16 protein-coding genes are annotated in these 16,087 nt (G+C 71.0%); 9 read left to right on the top strand and 7 right to left on the bottom strand.

Annotation, left to right across the window (positions count from 1 at the left end; all coding sequences use genetic code 11):
* Nucleotides 1-70 precede the first annotated feature (70 nt).
* From FHX45_RS19555 to FHX45_RS19540, 4 genes are read left to right on the top strand one after another with little or no spacing between them, the layout of a single operon-like run.
* Nucleotides 71-778, top strand: a complete 708-nt coding sequence (locus tag FHX45_RS19555) for an enoyl-CoA hydratase/isomerase family protein (protein ID WP_167103970.1) — start codon at nucleotides 71-73, stop codon at nucleotides 776-778.
* On the top strand, nucleotides 775-2,265 hold the full coding sequence (locus FHX45_RS19550; protein ID WP_167103967.1) for an AMP-binding protein: 1,491 nt from the start codon (nucleotides 775-777) through the stop codon (nucleotides 2,263-2,265). Before FHX45_RS19555 ends, FHX45_RS19550 begins: the two co-directional genes overlap by 4 nt.
* On the top strand, nucleotides 2,256-2,897 hold the full coding sequence (locus tag FHX45_RS19545) for a TetR/AcrR family transcriptional regulator (protein ID WP_167103964.1): 642 nt from the start codon (nucleotides 2,256-2,258) through the stop codon (nucleotides 2,895-2,897). The genes FHX45_RS19550 and FHX45_RS19545 overlap by 10 nt, the downstream gene beginning before the upstream one ends.
* Before the next feature lie 43 nt (nucleotides 2,898-2,940).
* Nucleotides 2,941-3,270 carry a hypothetical protein gene (locus FHX45_RS19540; RefSeq protein ID WP_167103961.1) on the top strand — a complete coding sequence of 110 codons (330 nt, stop codon included), beginning with the start codon at nucleotides 2,941-2,943 and terminating at the stop codon, nucleotides 3,268-3,270.
* A 123-nt stretch (nucleotides 3,271-3,393) separates the two neighbouring features.
* Here the strand turns inward: FHX45_RS19540 and FHX45_RS19535 are convergent, their stop codons facing one another.
* A complete protein-coding gene (locus tag FHX45_RS19535) occupies nucleotides 3,394-4,563 on the bottom strand; it encodes an acyl-CoA dehydrogenase family protein (protein ID WP_167103958.1) in 1,170 nt (389 codons plus the stop codon).
* Between the two features lie 227 nt (nucleotides 4,564-4,790).
* On the opposite strand from FHX45_RS19535, the gene FHX45_RS19530 reads away from it, so the two are divergent.
* Complete coding sequence (locus FHX45_RS19530; protein ID WP_167103955.1) at nucleotides 4,791-5,483, top strand: 4'-phosphopantetheinyl transferase superfamily protein; 693 nt, start codon at nucleotides 4,791-4,793, stop codon at nucleotides 5,481-5,483.
* 10 nt (nucleotides 5,484-5,493) lie between these two features.
* Here FHX45_RS19530 and FHX45_RS19525 read toward each other — a convergent pair whose 3' ends face one another.
* Together FHX45_RS19525 and mihF are read right to left on the bottom strand one after the other, a co-directional pair.
* A complete protein-coding gene (locus FHX45_RS19525; RefSeq protein ID WP_167103952.1) occupies nucleotides 5,494-6,621 on the bottom strand; it encodes an isochorismate synthase in 1,128 nt (375 codons plus the stop codon).
* 82 nt (nucleotides 6,622-6,703) lie between these two features.
* Entirely contained in the window at nucleotides 6,704-7,015 is a 312-nt protein-coding gene (gene mihF / locus FHX45_RS19520) for an integration host factor, actinobacterial type (RefSeq protein WP_167103949.1), read from the bottom strand.
* 261 nt (nucleotides 7,016-7,276) lie between these two features.
* Here mihF and FHX45_RS19515 point away from each other — a divergent pair, with 261 nt between their 5' ends.
* The 4 genes from FHX45_RS19515 (at nucleotide 7,277) to FHX45_RS19500 (ending at nucleotide 11,515) form a co-directional block, all read left to right on the top strand.
* A complete protein-coding gene (locus FHX45_RS19515) occupies nucleotides 7,277-8,899 on the top strand; it encodes a long-chain fatty acid--CoA ligase (protein WP_167103946.1) in 1,623 nt (540 codons plus the stop codon).
* A 96-nt stretch (nucleotides 8,900-8,995) separates the two neighbouring features.
* On the top strand, nucleotides 8,996-9,403 hold the full coding sequence (locus FHX45_RS19510; protein ID WP_167103943.1) for a PaaI family thioesterase: 408 nt from the start codon (nucleotides 8,996-8,998) through the stop codon (nucleotides 9,401-9,403).
* A 55-nt stretch (nucleotides 9,404-9,458) separates the two neighbouring features.
* Entirely contained in the window at nucleotides 9,459-10,643 is a 1,185-nt protein-coding gene (locus FHX45_RS19505) for a peptidase C39 family protein (RefSeq protein WP_167103940.1), read from the top strand.
* Nucleotides 10,644-10,861: 218 nt separating this feature from the next.
* The gene (locus tag FHX45_RS19500; RefSeq protein ID WP_424923816.1) at nucleotides 10,862-11,515 is read left to right on the top strand and encodes a TetR/AcrR family transcriptional regulator; all 654 of its coding nucleotides are present in this window, start codon (nucleotides 10,862-10,864) and stop codon (nucleotides 11,513-11,515) included.
* A gap of 54 nt (nucleotides 11,516-11,569) precedes the next feature.
* Here FHX45_RS19500 and FHX45_RS19495 read toward each other — a convergent pair whose 3' ends face one another.
* From FHX45_RS19495 to FHX45_RS19480, 4 genes are all read right to left on the bottom strand, one after another.
* Nucleotides 11,570-12,904, bottom strand: coding sequence for a cryptochrome/photolyase family protein (locus tag FHX45_RS19495; RefSeq protein ID WP_341771535.1), 1,335 nt, complete (start codon nucleotides 12,902-12,904; stop codon nucleotides 11,570-11,572).
* A gap of 131 nt (nucleotides 12,905-13,035) precedes the next feature.
* Nucleotides 13,036-14,346 (bottom strand): citrate synthase, encoded by a 1,311-nt coding sequence (locus tag FHX45_RS19490; RefSeq protein WP_167103934.1) that lies wholly within the window; start codon nucleotides 14,344-14,346, stop codon nucleotides 13,036-13,038.
* A 168-nt stretch (nucleotides 14,347-14,514) separates the two neighbouring features.
* Nucleotides 14,515-15,459: a PfkB family carbohydrate kinase gene (locus FHX45_RS19485; RefSeq protein ID WP_167103931.1), complete on the bottom strand. Its 945-nt coding sequence runs from the start codon at nucleotides 15,457-15,459 to the stop codon at nucleotides 14,515-14,517.
* Nucleotides 15,456-16,061 carry a TetR/AcrR family transcriptional regulator gene (locus FHX45_RS19480; protein ID WP_167103928.1) on the bottom strand — a complete coding sequence of 202 codons (606 nt, stop codon included), beginning with the start codon at nucleotides 16,059-16,061 and terminating at the stop codon, nucleotides 15,456-15,458. Before FHX45_RS19480 ends, FHX45_RS19485 begins: the two co-directional genes overlap by 4 nt.
* Nucleotides 16,062-16,087 lie beyond the last annotated feature (26 nt).

The raw sequence follows: 16,087 nt of genomic DNA, 5'->3' as shown, positions 1-16,087 counted from the left end.
CGGACCAGCGCACCCGCGCCCGCGCGCCCGCTCCTGGCCGATCGATCGATCGGTCGGCTACCCTCGCCCCATGAGCTCGGTGGACCTCGAGATCGACGGCGACGTCGCACACATCTGGCTGAACCGACCGGAGCGGCTGAACGCCGTCGCGCCGCGGCTCGTCGATGACCTGCTCGCCGCGCTCGGCGATGTGGGCGACACGAAGGCGGTGGTGCTCGGCGGGCGTGGCCGGGCGTTCTGCGCGGGCCACGACCTGAAGGAGAACCCGCAGGGCGACTCCCGCGCCCGCATCGAACGTCTCCAGGACGTCACCCGGCGGCTGCGCGCCCTCCCGCAGCCCGTGATCGCCGCCGTGCACGGGTACGCCATCGGCGCCGGCGCGGAGTTCGCGCTCGGCTGCGACCTCGTGCTCGCCGCCGAGGACGCCGTCTTCGCGTTCCCCGAGGCGAGCCTCGGCCTGAGCGTCACCGGCGCCGCCTCCCGCCTCCTCCCCCTCCTCGTCGGACCGCTCAAGGCGAAAGAACTCCTCCTCCTCGGCGACCGCATCGACGCACGCACCGCGCACGAACTGGGCCTCGTCAACGCCGTCGTCCCGGACGTGCACGCCACGGCACTCGACTGGGCCCGTCGCATCCCCGCCCACCCCGCGACCACCCTCGCCAAGCGCGCGCTCGACGCGGGCATCGACAGCGCCCTCGACCAGGCACTCGAGCTGGAGGTCAGCCACGCGCTGATCACCGAGCACCTCCCGGGCACCGCTCTCGGCAGCCGCGCATGATCCCCGACGACCTCGCCTCCCTCGTGCGCCGCGCGGCGCGGCTGTGGCCGGACCGCACCGGCTGGCGGTTCGACGAAACCGGCGCCCGCTTCACCTTCGCCGACATCGACCGCGAGACCGACCGCCTCGCCGGCTCGCTCGCCACGCTGGGCACCCGGCCCGGCGACCGCGTCGCCGTCATGCTCCGCAACGAACCGGCCTTCCCGCTGCTCTGGCTCGCGCTCGCGAAGATCGGCGCGGTCCTGGTGCCGGTCAACACCAACTACCGCGAGCTCGACGGCGCCCACGTGCTGCGCCACTCCGGCGCCCGCATCGCCGTCGCCGCGCCCGAGTTCACCGACCTGCTCACCCGCATCGGCCCGGACACCGTCGTCACCCCGGACGAACTGCCCGCCGGCGCACCACCCGAGCACCAGCCGGCGGCCGAGGCGCCCACCAACATCCAGTACACCTCCGGCACCACCGGCGCCCCGAAGGGCTGCGTCCTGCCGCACCGCTACTGGACGACTCTCGCGCGCAGCCTCGTCGAGGACTTCCCCCACCTCACCGCCGACGACCGGATCCTCACCGCACAACCGTTCCACTACATCGATCCACAGTGGAACGTCGCGGCCGCCCTGGCCGCCGGTGCCGAACTCGTCGTGCTCGACCGCTTCCACCCCAGCACGTTCTGGCCCAAGGTCCGCGAGCACGACGTCACCTGGTTCTACTGCCTCGGTCTGATGCCGACCCTGCTCCTGCGCCAGCCCGCCGGTCCCGGCGACCGCGACCACCGGGTCCGCTCCGTCATGGCCTCGGCGATCCCGCGCGACCTGCACGCCGAACTGGAGGACAGGTGGGGCGTGCCCTGGTACGAGGCGTTCGGCATGACCGAGACCGGCGGCGACATCCGGGATCGTCCGGCCGACCACCGGCCCGGCAGCGGCTGCATCGGCCGCCCCATCCGCGAGCGCGAGGCGATGATCGCCGACGAGGAGGGCCGGCCGGTCCCCCGCGGCGGCACCGGCGAGCTGCTCATCCGCGGTGTCGGGCTCATGCACGGCTACCACGACGATCCGGAGGCGACCGCCCGCGCGTTCTCGGGCGGCTGGTTCCACACCGGTGACCTGGCCACAATGGACGCCGAGGGCCGCGTCTACTACGTGGGCCGGACGAAGGACATGATCCGCCGCAGCGGCGAGAACATCTCCGCCGACGAGGTGGAGCGCGCCCTGCTGCTGCACCCCGCCGTCGAGCTGGCGGCGGTGATCGCCGTGCCGGACGACCTGCGCGGGGAAGAGGTGAAAGCCTTCGTCGTGCCGGCCCGCGACACCACCCCGGGTGAGCTGGCCGAGTTCTGCGCGACCCAGCTGGCCTACTTCAAGGTCCCGCGGTACTGGTCGATGACCGCCGACCTGCCGCGCACGCCCTCGGAACGCATCGCGAAGGGCAAGCTGTCCGCCCTGGACACCCCGACCTACGACCGGGTGGCCGAGGCATGGCTCTGACCACCGAGCAGCGCGTCCGGCGGGCGGCGGTGAAGCTGTTCGCCGCGAAGGGGTTCCACGGCACCGGTATCCGGGACCTGGCGCACACGGCGAAGATCTCCAGCGCGAGCCTCTACCACTACATGGGCACCAAGGAGGACCTGCTCGTCGGCATCATGCGGGAGTGCCTGGACCGGCTGTTGTTGGCGGCACGTCAAACGCTGGAGACCGTCGACGACCCGGTCGCGGCGCTGTCCGCCCTGGTCACGCTGCACGTCATGGCCCATGCGGCGCAGCCGGACGAGACCCGGGTGGTGGACCACGAGGTCGGCGCCCTGTCCCGTTCCGCCCGGCAGGGCATCGTCGCCCTGCGGGACGAGTACGAGACCATCTGGGCGGACACCATCGATGCGGGCGTCGCGGCCGGCCTGTTCGACGTCCCCGACCCGGCCGTGACCAGGCTCGCCCTGCTGGAGATGTGCACCGGCGTGGCCCGCTGGTACTCACCACGCGGTCCACTGCCGCTGGACCACCTCGCCGCCCGATATGCCCAGCTCGCGCTGCGCATGCTGGATTGCCCCGCTTCCCCCGGCGCGGCGGCCGCGGAACGGGCCCGCGAGGTCGCGTCGAGAGTGTGGCGCATACGGCCCTAGCTGGGGTCTTGCCGACTCGGCCGGGCTGAGGGACCCTCGAAGGGTGACTGAGCGAACGATCCACCTGGAACTGGACGAGCAGGGTCTCGCGTTGGGACTCCCTGCTCCGTCACACCCTCAGGATCATGTCCACGATGTGCCCTACCGTCCCGTGCAGTTCCGTGACGACGACCTGCCCACCGCGCTCGAGCGCTGCGCGAACTGGCTCAGGTCGGCACAGGAGTGGCTCGGTGAGCCGGTGGATGTGGTCTCCATCCACCTCGATTACGACGACCGCGAAGGCGCGCCGTACTACGACCTGAAGCTCCTCTGCAACGAGGAGGACCTGGCCGGGGCTCCGCGCGCACTGCGGGACGCCGCGAACGAATCCTGAGACAGTTCCCGAAAAACACGCCTCGGGGCCGCTTCCGGAGTTTCCGGAGGCGGCCCCGAGGTGGTTCTTCCGACGGGTCGATCCGCGGGCGGGGCGCGGCTCTGGTCCCCGCCGGTGCCGGCCTCAGCCCAGCGCACCACCGATCTTGACGTGCCCCTTCAACAGGTTGCGGGCGATGGTGCGGCGCTGGATCTCGTCCGTGCCCTCGTAGATGCGCAGCAGCCGCAGCTCGCGGTACCACCGCTCGATCGGCAGTTCCCGCGTGTAACCCATGCCACCGTGGATCTGCAGGACCCGGTCGACGATTTCGTTGGCCTTGATGCCGCCGTACAGCTTCGCGACGGACTGCGCGTGGCGGGAGTCCATTCCGGAATCCACCTGCCAGGCCGCGTGCAGCACCAGCCAGCGCAGGGCTTCCAGCTCGACACCGGAGTCGGCGATCATCCACTGGATCGCCTGCCGGGTCGCGATCGGCGCCCCGAACGTCTCGCGCGTGTTGGCGTGCTCGATCGCCATCGAGATGAGCCGCTCGCAGGAACCGATGGCGCGGGCCGGCAGCAGGTAGCGGCCGCGGCCGATCCACTGCATCGCCAGCGCGAAGCCCCGGCCCTCCTCGCCGAGGATCTGGCTCTCCGGCACCCGCACCTCGTCGAAGACCAGCGACGCCGGCCCCCATTCGCCCATCGTGTCGATCGGCTCGGACTTCCAGCCCATGTCCCGGTCGACCAGGAAGCAGGTCACCCCGCCGGCCGCACCCTTCGCCGGGTCGGTGACGGCGAACACCATCGCGAAGTCGGCCTCGTTGCCGCCGGTGATGAACGTCTTCTCACCGTTGATGATCCAGTCCGCGCCGTCCTTGCGGGCCGACGTGCGGATGTTCTTGGCGTCCGAGCCCGCACCCGGCTCGGTGATCGCGAAGCACGATTTGCGTTCGCCGGCGATCGTCGGGAGCAGGTAGCGCTCCTTCTGCTCGTCGTTGGCGTGGAACAGGATGTTGTCCGCCGCGCCGCCGAAGCGGAAGGGCACGAAGGTGCGGCCGAGCTCGGCCTCCAGCAGCGCGGTCATGATGGCCGACAGGCCCATGCCGCCGTACTCCTCCGGCGTCTGCACCCCCCAGAACCCGGACTCCTTCGCCTTGAGCTGCAGCGCGGCCAGCTCGTCGGAGGTGAGGCCGGGCTCGTTGCGGCGCTCGCGGCGCAGCACCTCGGGTTCGAGCGGCATCAGCTCACGCTGCACGAACGTGCGCACCCAGTCGCGCACTTCCCGCTCTTCGGTGCTCAAGCTGAAGTCCATCGTCGGCCCTTCTACTAAGCGCTTGCTTACTACCCAGACTAGCGCACGGCGGCTCAGATCGGAATCCGGTTCGGTATGGAAATGGACACGCAGATACTCCCGCACCAGGTGCCCGGGCAAAGGCCCCAAATCCCGTTCGGTGCCAGGCCGCTCGCGTGGGTGGTGGCTCGCAGCTGGGGCCAGCACTGCGCAGGCGCCCGGCTGCACGCACCGCGTAGGTTGGGCACGTGATCGAGTGCGCGGTGTGGTGGGCGGTTCCGCTGCCGGACGAACCGGAGTACCTCGCCCTGCTGGACGACGCCGAGCGCGGGCGGTACCGGGCCTACCGGCGGGAGATCGACCGGCAGCGGTTCCTCACCGGCCGGGTGCTGGCCAAGACGGTGGCCGGTGACCTGCTCGGACGCGCGGCCGCGGACGTGACCTTCGACGCGGCCTGCGACGACTGCGGCAAGCCGCACGGCCGCCCCCGGGTGCCGGGGGCCGGGTTCGAGCTGTCCATCTCGCACTCCGGCGAGCGGGTCGGGGTGGCCGTGACCAGTGGCGTTCCGGTCGGCCTGGACGTCGAGGCCACCACCCGGCGCGTGGACGACTCGCTGATCAGGTACGCGCTGAACGAGACCGAGCGGGCGACGCTGGCGGACCTGACCGAACCGGAGCGGGTGGCCGCCTTCTTCCGGTTCTGGACCGGCAAGGAGGCGCTGATGAAGGCCACCGGACGGGGTCTGCGGATCCCGCTGCGGAGCCTCACGCTGGCCGGGCCCGGGGATCCGCCGCGGCTGGTCGCGTCCGCGGATCCGGCGCTGAACCCGGCCCGCACCCGGCTGGCCGATCTCGACCCCGGCGAGGGGTACCGGGCGGCGGTCGCGGTGCTGGCCGAGCAGGAGCTGCGGGTGACCGAACGGTGGTGGCCGACCCCGTAGCCCCGTGGGGCTACAGCTCCAGCCCCATCGCCCGCAGCAGCGTCTGGAACTTCGCCGACGTCTCGTCCAGCTCCGCCTTCGGGTCCGAGGCCGGCACGATGCCGCCACCCGCGTACAGGCGCAACCGCTCCCCGCTCACCTCGGCGCACCGGATGGAGACCGCCCACTCGCCGTCGCCGTGGGCGTCCATCCAGCCGACCGTTCCCGCGTAGTACCCGCGGTCGAACGGCTCCAGCTCGCCGACCAGCCGCCGCGCGTCGCCGGTCGGCGACCCGCAGATGGCCGGCGTCGGGTGCAGGACACCGGCCAGGTGCAGCGCCGTCACCTCCGGGTCGACCAGCTCACCGGTCACCATCGTGCTCAGGTGCCACACCGTGGGCGTCGCCACCAGCGACGGGGTGCCCGGCACGCGCAAGTTGCGGCAGAACGGCCGCAGCGTCTCCACGATGGCCTCGGTCAGGATCGCGTGTTCCACCTGGTCCTTGCGGGAGGACGCGAGCCGCTCGGCGTTCTCCCGGTCGGTGACCGGGTCGGCCGAGCGCGGCGCGGAACCGGCGTGCGGGTGCGACACGACCCGCCGGCCGCTGCGGGACAGCAGCAGCTCCGGTGTCGCGCCGATGAGGGACCGCCCGCCGGGCAGGGCCGCGGCGAACGTGTAGCCGTGCGGGTTGTCCTTGACCAGGTTGTGCAGCACGGCCTTGACCGGCACCGGACCGGGAAACTCCAGGTCCAGGGCACGCGCGAGCACGACCTTGCGCATGCCGCGGTCGGCCAGCGCCCGCACGGCACGCGCGACGGCCTCGACGTGGGCGACCGGCTCGGGCACGGCTCGCACCACGTCGGGGCCGACGACAGGCATCCGCGGCAGGTCCGCCGCGCCGGGGTGCGCCGGACCCGCCACCCGGGCGGTCTCCGGCACGACGAGGTAGCCGGGTGCCGCGGCGGTGTCGAACGGCAGGACACCGACCGCGAGCGAGCCCGGGGACCCGGCCAGCGCGGCCGGGACCGCCTCACTGAGCGCCGGCACATCGGTGTCGGCGAAGGTCAGCCGAGAGCCGGACCCGAAGATCGTGTGCCGGGACGTGGCGAAGTAGAAGTCGCCCGGCGTGTACTCCTCGAGTGTCCCTGCGGCATCCACACCCCCATTGTGCTCCCGGTCGGGCAGCGGGGAACGGAAGTGTCACTCGCGCAACACTTCCACGCCGACCTGCGGAAACGGGTTACTTGAGGGCGTCGATCAGCGCCGCGCGCTGGCGCTCGCCGAGACCGCCGGCCCGCCGGTCCGGGTCGATCCCGGCCTTCTCCAGCAGCGCGGCCACCTTCACCGCACCGAGCCCGGGCACCGCCTTGAGCAGCTGGGTGACCTTGGTCTTGCCGATCGTCTTGTCGTCCTTGGCCTTCGCCAGCACCGAGTCGATGGACTGCTGACCGGACTTGATCGACGCGAGCAGCTCGGAGCGGGCCTTCCTGGCCTCGGCGGCCTTGGCCAGCGCTTCCGCGCGCTGCTCCGGGGTCAACGTGGGCAGAGCCAACGTAGTAGTCCTTCCGTGTGTCGGATATCCGCTCTCGCGGCGACGGCTGGCACCCAGCGCGGTGCTTGCTCGCGCAAGCGCTGGCCAGGCCGTCTGGTCCACGCGCCCAGTAAACGCCACCAGGGCCGGGGCCGCGACCTCGACACGCGCGGAAACCCCCGGTCGGGGCGGGTGCGGCCGGTTCTGGCGACCGGCGGTGTCTTCACCTTAGAGTGACGTCAGACACGTTCGACGACGAACTTTCACCGCGCGGGAGTGCCCATGTTGAGCACGATGCAGGACGGCCAGCTCTCCCTGGCTCGCCTCCTGGAACACGGAAGCCGGATCCACGCTGCCAGCCGGGTGACCACGTGGACCGACCAGGGTCCTCGCCGCGAGACCTACGGGGAGCTGGGCCGCAACGCCGCGCGGCTCGCCGGCGCGCTGCGTGGTCTCGGCATCACCGGGGACCAGCGGGTCGGCACCTTCATGTGGAACAACGCCGAGCACCTGGCCGCCTACTTCGCGATCCCCGCGATGGGCGCCGTGCTGCACACCCTCAACATCCGCCTGTTCCCCGAGCAGCTGACGTTCGTCGCCAACCACGCCGAGGACCAGGTCGTGCTGGTGGACGGCTCGCTGGTGCCGCTGCTGGCCCGGCAGCTGCCGGAGATGAAGACCGTCCGGCACGTCGTCGTCGCCAACGGCGACCCGGCCACCCTGGAGGCCCCGGCCGGTGTCGAGGTGCACTCCTACGACGAGCTGCTCGCCGCCCAGCCGGACACCTTCGACTGGCCGGAGATCGACGAGCGCTCGGCCGCCGCGATGTGCTACACGTCGGGCACGACGGGCGAGCCGAAGGGTGTGGCCTACTCCCACCGGTCGATCTGGCTGCACTCGATGCAGGTGTGCATGAGCGACAGCATGCGGCTGGCCCCGGAGGACACCGCGCTGGTCATCGTGCCGATGTTCCACGCCATGTCCTGGGGCATGCCCTACGCGGCGATGATGGTCGGGACGTCGCTGGTGATGCCGGACCGGTTCCTGCAGCCGGCCCCGCTGGCGCAGATGCTGGCCTCGGAGAGGCCGACGTTCGCGGGTGCCGTGCCGACCATCTGGCAGGGCCTGTTGCAGCAGCTGGAGGCACACCCGCAGGACATCTCGCACCTGCGCGAGGTGGTCGTCGGGGGTTCGGCCTGCCCGCCGTCGCTGATGCGCACCTTCCAGGAGCGCTACGGCGTGCCGATCCTGCACGCGTGGGGCATGACCGAGACCTCGCCGCTGGGCAGCGTGGCCCGGCCGCCCGCCGGCGCGACCGGCGAGCAGGCGTGGCAGTACCGGTACTCGCAGGGCCGGTTCCCGGCGTCGGTGCGGGCGCGGCTCATCGACGACCACGGCAACGAGCAGCCGTGGGACAACGAGAGCGTGGGCGAACTGGAGGTCGCCGGCCCGTGGATCGCGGGCGGGTACCACGGCGGCGCCGACCCGGAGAAGTTCCACGACGGCTGGCTGCGCACCGGTGACGTGGGCCGGATCAGCCCGGATGGCTACCTGACGCTGACCGACCGCGCGAAGGACGTGATCAAGTCCGGTGGCGAGTGGATTTCCTCGGTCGACCTGGAGAACACCGTGATGAGCCACCCGGCCGTCGCCGAGGCCGCGGTGATCGGGGTGCCGGACGAGAAGTGGGACGAGCGGCCGCTGGTCGCCGTGGTGGTTCGCGAGGGCCACCAGGTGACGGCCGGGGAGCTGCGCGAGTTCCTGGCGGACAAGGTCGCGAAGTGGCAGCTGCCGGAGCACTGGACGTTCATCGACGAGGTGCCCAAGACCAGCGTCGGCAAGTTCGACAAGAAGCGGCTGCGTGCCTTCCACTCGCAGGGCAAGCTCGACGTGCGGCACTTCTGATGCCTCCCCGGCGGCTGCACCGTCCACAGGGGAGTGCGGGCCGCCGGTGGGGCCGGGGTGCTGGTGCGGACCCGCCCGGTGCGCTAGAAACGGATCATGACTCAGCTCGACGAGACCGGAACGGCGCTGTTCCACCAGTCGATGCCGTTCTCGGAGCGGCTCGGCATCGAGGTCCTGGAGCACTCGGCGGACGTCGTCCGCGCCCGGCTGGCGTGGGACGCAAGCCTGTGCACGATCGGCGGCGTGCTGCACGGCGGGGCGCTGATGGCGCTCGCCGACTCGACCGGCGCGGTGTGCGCGTTCCTCAACCTGCCCGAGGGCGCGCAGGGCACCTCCACCATCGAGTCGAAGACGAACTTCCTGCGCGGGGTGCGGGAGGGGCACGTGGTCGCGACCGCGCGCCCGTTGCACACAGGCCGGAAGGTGATCGTGGTGGAGACCGAACTGCACGACGACGCCGGCAAGCTGGTCGCGAAGGTGACCCAGTCCCAGGCGGTGCTCTGACCCGCTCGCCCGGTCAGTGGTTTACACCACCGGGCCGCCGGGGGAGAATTCCCGGATGACCCGCGCTCTGCTCGCCGTGCTCGCCGCCGCGATGATGGCGACGGTGTCCGTGCAACCCGCCTCCGCCGCTCCCGGCCGCGCCGGCGACGAGGCGATCGACTACCACGAATGGGCCCACGCCGGCCCGTTCGAACCCGCCGGGGTGCGGTCCTACGAGGGACGCGACTACGAGCGGTCGCAGTGGACCTCGCCGTTCCACACGCCCGGCTTCGACGCCACGGAGCTGATCGCGTCCTGGAACGCGCACACCCCGCCGGGCACCTGGATCGAGGTGGAGACCCAGGTCCGGACCACGGCGGGCACGCAGACCCCGTGGTACGTGATGGGCCGGTGGGCCAGCGGCGACGGCGACATCCGGCGCACCAGCGTCGACGGCCAGGACGACGCGCACGCACAGGTCTCGGTGGACACGCTGGTGATGAAACCCGGCGAGCTGCTGCGCGCTTACCGGCTGCGGGTCTCGCTCTACCGCGCCCCGGGCACCCGGACGATGCCGGCGATCAACGCGGTGGGCGCGATGACGTCGAACGTGCCGGACCGGTTCGAGGTGCCGACCTCGCCGCCCGGCCGGGCGTCCGGCATCGAACTCGCGGTCCCCGCCTACGCCCAGAATATCCACAAAGGACAGTTTCCGGAGTACGGCGGCGGCGGGGAGAACTGGTGCAGCCCGACGTCCACCGAAATGGTGGTCGAGTACTGGGGTCGCCGCCCGCGACCCGAGGACATGACCTGGATCCCAGCGGAGTACGCCGACCGCACCGTCGACTACGCGGCCCGTCAGACCTACGACCTCGCCTACGAGGGCACCGGGAACTGGCCGTTCAACACCGCCTACGCGGCGACCTTCGGCCTGCGCGGGCACGTCACGCGCCTGCACTCGCTGACCGAGCTGGAGGACTACATCGCGCGCGGGATACCGGTCATCACGTCCCAGTCGTTCCGCGCCGACGAGCTGGACGGCGCGGGTTACGGCACGGCCGGCCACATCATGGTCGTCGTCGGGTTCACCAAGGACGGCGACGTCATCGCCAACGACCCGGCCGCGAACAGCAACGAGAACGTGCGGACGGTCTACCCGCGCGCCCAATTCGAAAACATCTGGCAGCGCACCAAGCGGCACACCGCGGACGGCTCGGTGGCCGGTGGCCCCGGCGGGATCGTCTACCTCATCACGCCGTGACGGACCGGGAAGGGGCCAATGAGGCCGGCACCCGCAAGTGGTAACTGGTGAACCCGTTCGGGTCAGGCCGCTGACCTCGATCGAGACCGCCGATCTAGCCTGCCGGTGACGCACGCCGCACCTCAGAGCACATTTCCCGATACTCTCGGTACCGATGGGGGTAGACAACCACGAGGCATGGTGGTCAACGATGGCGGCAACGGGCTCCAGTGCAACCGATGGACGATGAAGGTCGCGCGATGATCGGGCAGGCCCGGCCCGCCAGTGCGCTCGCGAACGCCCGCGGTCGTCCCACGGCCGCTCGCGTATCCGACGACGTGCTGCTCGACGCCGCGCGGCGGTGTGTCCTGGCCACCGGGCTGCGGCGCACCACGCTGGCCGAGATCGCGCGTACGGCGAAGGTCAGCCGGATGACGCTCTACCGCCGCTTCCCGGACGTGCGCAGCGTGCTGTCGGCGCTGATGACCCGCGAGTTCGGCGCGCTGCTGCACCAGGCCACGGTGAGCGGGGCAGACGCCCCGACCGCCCGGACGCGCCTGGTCCGCAGCGCGGTGGCCGCGGTGCAGCTGCTGAACGGTGACCCGCTGATGCGGACGATCCTCGACGTGGACACCGAAGTCGTGGTGCCTTACGTGCTCGGACGGCTCGGCGGCACCCAGCGGCTCGGCGAGAAGTTCATCGTCGCACTGCTGGAGGCCGGTCACCGGGACGGCTCGATCCGGCGCGGGTCGACAGCCGCGCAGGCGCGGTCGGTGCTGCTCGTCGTGCAGTCGTTCGTGCTGTCGCTGCGGGCCGCGACCACGGACGTCACGACCGAGTCGCTGCTGGGGGAACTCGCGCACCACCTCAACGCGGCCCTGCGGCCACTGTGATCCGGCACGCGGCCCACCATCCACATGGGACGGTCAGGCGACCGGGTACAGCGCTCAGGTGATCGCGTTGAAGCGGTCCAGCGCCACCTTGCGTTCGTGCGCGTGGTCGACCATCGGAGGCGGGTAGCCCTTCGGCAGCCGCGGCAGTCTCCACGGCTGGTGCGCCGCCTTGCCCGGAATCTCCCGCAGCTCGGGCACGTACCGGCGGACGTAGTCCCCGTCGGGGTCGAACTTCTCGCCCTGCGTGGTCGGGTTGAAGATCCGGAAGAAGGGCGCCGGATCGGTGCCGGTCCCGGCCACCCACTGCCAGTTCAGCTGGTTGGACGCGAGATCCCCGTCGACGAGGTGGTGCATGAAGTGCCGCGCGCCGAGCCACCACGGCAGGTGCAGGTCCTTGACCAGGAAGCTCGCCACGATCATCCGCACCCGGTTGTGCATCCAGCCCTCGGCCAGCAGCTGGCGCATGCCGGCGTCGACGATCGGGTAGCCGGTGCGGCCCGTGCGCCAGCGGTCGAAGGCGTCCTGGCCGTTGTCGTACTCCAGCCGGTCGAAGCGGCGGTCGTAGTTCTGCCGCGCGGTCTCCGGACGGTGGTACACCACGTCCGCGTAGAACTCGCGCCAGGCCAGTTCGCTGCGCAGCGACTCGGCGTCCGCCCCGCGCCGGCTGCCGAGGTCGGCGAGCATCGTGCGGGGGTGGAGACAACCCCAGCGCAGGTACGGGGAGAGCCGGGTGGTGGCCGGCCGGTCGGGGCGGTCACGGCCGGCCGCGTAGCCGTCGAGCCCGCTCTCCACAAAGGACCGCCAGATCTCGTGCGCGGCCGCTTCACCCGGACGCGGCAGCGACATCGGCCGCGGATCGGGAGCCGGGGGCAGCGAGAAGGGCTCCCCCGGCTCGATCCAATCCACTGTGGACGAGGGTGCGGGTGCCGGCCAGCCGTGCCGGCACCAGGCCCGGTAGAAGGGGCTGAACACCCGGTAGGGCTGCCCGTCCGGTTTCGTGAGACGGCCCGGGGTCACCGCGTAGGGCGAACCGCACTCGACCCAGTCGACCTCACCGAGTGCCGCTGCGACCGCACGGTCCCGGCGGCGCCCGTACGGGCCGGTGTCGGTGCTGACGTGCACGCTGCCCGCGCCGATCGAGCGCGCCACCCGGGGCACTTCGCGCACCGGGTCGCCGTGCACCACCAGGAGCCGCCCGTCCAGGCTCCCGGCGAGCGCCTCCAGGCAGCCGTGCAGGAACGCCCGCCGGGGCTCACCAGCCGGTTTCAGCAGGGCGTCGTCGAGCACGTAGAGCGCCAGGACCCGGGAGGCGCGCTCGCCCGCGCTGGCCAGCGCGGGCAGGTCGGCGAGCCGCAAATCGCGCCGGAACCATAACAAGGCGGTACCCACGCCTCCGACTCTAGGCGATGCCGCGCCATCCGGCTCGGCTCGCCGGCCCCATTCCGCCATTTCTCGCACAGCCGGAAGAACGCACAAAAAAGACGGCGCGTCCCGAGCCGGGACGCGCCGCCGGAAAGAACTCAGCGCTCGGAGATCGCGGTGTACTCGCGCTCCTTTTCGCCGACGTAGATCTGCCGCGGGCGGCCGATCTTGGTCTGCGGGTCGTTGATCATCTCGCGCCAGTGCGCGATCCAGCCGGGCAGCCGGCCGAGCGCGAACAGCACCGTGAAGAACTGCGTCGGGAACCCGAGCGCCCGGTAGATGAGACCGGTGTAGAAGTCGACGTTCGGGTACAGCTTGCGCTCGACGAAGTAGTCGTCCGAGAGCGCGGTCTCCTCGAGGCGCTTCGCGATGTCCAGCAGCTCGTCGTTCGGCGCGAGCTTGCCCAGGATCTGGTCCGCGGTGCGCTTGATGATCTTGGCGCGCGGGTCGTAGTTCTTGTACACCCGGTGGCCGAAGCCCATCAGGCGGACGCCCTTTTCCTTGTTCTTGACCCGGCTGACGAAGTTCGCCACGTCGCCACCGTCGGCCTTGATGCCGTTCAGCATCCCCAGCACCGCGCTGTTCGCACCGCCGTGCAGCGGGCCGAACAGCGCCATGATGCCGGCCGAGATGCTGGCGAACAGGTTCGCCTCGGACGAACCGACCAGACGCACCGTCGACGTCGAGCAGTTCTGCTCGTGGTCGGCGTGCAGGATGAACAGCAGGTCGAGGGCCTTGGCGACCTCGGGGTCGACCTCGTACGGCTCGGCGGGCAGGCCGAACGTCATCCGCAGGAAGTTCTCCACCAGGCCCAGCGAGTTGTCCGGGTACAGGAACGGCTGGCCGATGGACTTCTTGTAGGCATAGGCCGCCAGGGTCGGCACCTTGGCCAGCAACCGGACGGTGGACAGCTCGACGTTCGGCTCGTCGAACGGGTTGAGCGAGTCCTGGTAGAAGGTGGACAGCGCGGACACCGCGGAGGACAGCACCGGCATCGGGTGCGCGTCACGCGGGAAGCCGTCGAAGAAGCGCTTGAGGTCCTCGTGCAGCAGGGTGTGCCTGCTGATCTTCTGGGTGAAGTCGTCCAGCTGGGCCTGCGTCGGCAGGTTGCCGTAGATCAGCAGGTAGGACACCTCGAGGAAGCTGGAACGCTCGGCCAGCTGCTCGATCGGGTAGCCGCGATACCGCAGGATCCCGGCGTCACCGTCGATGTAGGTGATGGCCGAGGAACACGACCCGGTGTTGACGAACCCCGGGTCGTAGGTGATGTACCCGGTCGACGCCAGCAGCTTCCCCAGCTCGATGCCGGGAGCACCCTCGACGGCATTGACAACCTTCAGCTCGTGCTCGCCAGTCGGTAGGCGCAGCGATACGGTGCCGCCACCGGTCGCCGCAGTCGCGTCGGACATGCAGGTCGTCCCTCTCACGGTCACACGGGCCGGTAGCTCCTGCAGGTCACACAGGCAGCTTTCTGATCGCGCGCGACCGGAAAAAGTCCGCGCACACCGCCCCGCTGGGGTATGAATTCCCCTATTACGCTAGTCGAACAGTGGCCCTTCGCGCAGCCATTGTGTTACCTAGAGCAAACCGTTGGGATCAGGTTCACACATCTCGGCCGCGGTCGGCGGTTCCGCGCCGCTCCGGGACACCGTGATGGACGCCGCCCGGGCCGCGAAAGTCAAGACCTCGCGCCAGTCGGACTCAGTCAGCTCGGTGAGCGCGCCCACATTCCGGTCGTGCAGCCACGACAACAGGGCTCCCTGCACGGTGTCCCCGGCGCCGATCGTGTCGACCAGCCGGGCGGGCGCGGACGGTACCGGAACGGTCACGGATTCGGTGTGGACGACCAGGCCGTCGCCGCCGCGGGTCACCACCACCGCCTCCACCCCGGCGTCCAGCCACGACTTGACCGCCGCGTCCAGCCCGGCAGGCCCGGCCAGCCATTCGCCGTCGTCGTCGGACAGCTTGAGCAGGCGCACGTCGGGCAGCCAGGAGGCGAACCGGCTGCGATAGGCGTCGGCATCGGCGATGAGGTCCGCGCGGATGTTCGGGTCGAGCGCGGTCAGCACGCCACGGGCGGCCTCGCGCCGCAGCACCGTCTCGTAGGTGGAGGCGCCGGGCTCCAGGACCATGCCGAGGGTGCCCAGGCACAGCACGGTGACGTCCTCGGGCAGCGGACCGGGGTCGGCGACCAGCCGGTCGGCCGTGCCCTCGGTGTAGAAGGTGTAGCTCGCGGACCCGTTCGGTGCGAGGGCGACGACGGCGAGGGTGGTGTTCTCCGGACCGTCCTGCACCATCGATATGTCGACGTTCGACGCCAGGAGCCGGTCCCGCAGGGCCTGCCCGAAGCGGTCGGCCGAGATCCGGGACAGGAACGCGGTCGGCGTGCCGAGCCGTCCCGCCGCGAGGGCCACGTTGTACGGGCCGCCGCCGAGGCGCGGCACCAGGGACGTCAGGCCGTCGTTCGTCTTCTCGGCACCCGGCACCAGGTCGACCAGCGCCTCGCCACCCACCACGATCACGGGCGAGATGCTAGCCCGCCCAGGAGCAGTTCGGACAGCGCCGTGAACGCCTCGGCGTCCGAGACGCCGGTCCGCGAGCCGACCACACCGGTCTGGATGGCCTCGACGAGCACGGCGGCCATCTCGGCGATGAGCGGGGCGTGCACCTCGCGGAACACCCCGTCCGCGACGCCCTTGGCGATGAACGAGCGGATCTTCGCGGCCGCGGCCCGGCTGTTGAGCTCGTAGGCCGCCCGCGCCGGGGCGAAGTCGCTGATGTCGCGCATGAACGCCGCGGACGCCCGGTTCAGGTGCTCGGCGATGCCGCTCAGGTAGACGCCGATGATCTCGCGCGCGTCCCCGAGGCCGGCGATCCGCTCGTCCAGCACGCCGGCGGCACTTTTGAAGTAGTGCTGCACCACCCGGACGGCCAGCTGCTCCTTGCTCGGCGCCAGCGCGTACAGCGTCGACTTCGAACAGTGCGTCTTCGCGGCCAGGTCGTCGAGCGTGAAGTGGACGAAGCCCTCGACCAGGAACAGCTCCTCCAGCTCGGCGAGCAGCGCGCGTTGCCGGGCGGTGAGTGCCTTGCCGCCTGGTGGCGGGAGCACCTCGCGACTGGTCATGGAACCACCGTATGTGCTGTACTGGA

It is taken from the genome of Amycolatopsis granulosa, from assembly GCF_011758745.1.
GTDB lineage: Bacteria > Actinomycetota > Actinomycetes > Mycobacteriales > Pseudonocardiaceae > Amycolatopsis_E > Amycolatopsis_E granulosa.
This window is presented reverse-complemented; position numbering and strand designations above follow the sequence as displayed.

Coding starts and splice junctions, on each gene's coding strand:
- FHX45_RS19555 (WP_167103970.1), top strand. CDS start 71: ATGAGCTCGGTGGACCTCGAGATCGACGGCGACGTCGCACACATCTGG.
- FHX45_RS19550 (WP_167103967.1), top strand. CDS start 775: ATGATCCCCGACGACCTCGCCTCCCTCGTGCGCCGCGCGGCGCGGCTG.
- FHX45_RS19545 (WP_167103964.1), top strand. CDS start 2,256: ATGGCTCTGACCACCGAGCAGCGCGTCCGGCGGGCGGCGGTGAAGCTG.
- FHX45_RS19535 (WP_167103958.1), bottom strand. CDS start 4,563: ATGGACTTCAGCTTGAGCACCGAAGAGCGGGAAGTGCGCGACTGGGTG.
- FHX45_RS19515 (WP_167103946.1), top strand. CDS start 7,277: ATGTTGAGCACGATGCAGGACGGCCAGCTCTCCCTGGCTCGCCTCCTG.
- FHX45_RS19510 (WP_167103943.1), top strand. CDS start 8,996: ATGACTCAGCTCGACGAGACCGGAACGGCGCTGTTCCACCAGTCGATG.
- FHX45_RS19505 (WP_167103940.1), top strand. CDS start 9,459: ATGACCCGCGCTCTGCTCGCCGTGCTCGCCGCCGCGATGATGGCGACG.
- FHX45_RS19500 (WP_424923816.1), top strand. CDS start 10,862: ATGGACGATGAAGGTCGCGCGATGATCGGGCAGGCCCGGCCCGCCAGT.
- FHX45_RS19490 (WP_167103934.1), bottom strand. CDS start 14,346: ATGTCCGACGCGACTGCGGCGACCGGTGGCGGCACCGTATCGCTGCGC.
- FHX45_RS19480 (WP_167103928.1), bottom strand. CDS start 16,061: ATGACCAGTCGCGAGGTGCTCCCGCCACCAGGCGGCAAGGCACTCACC.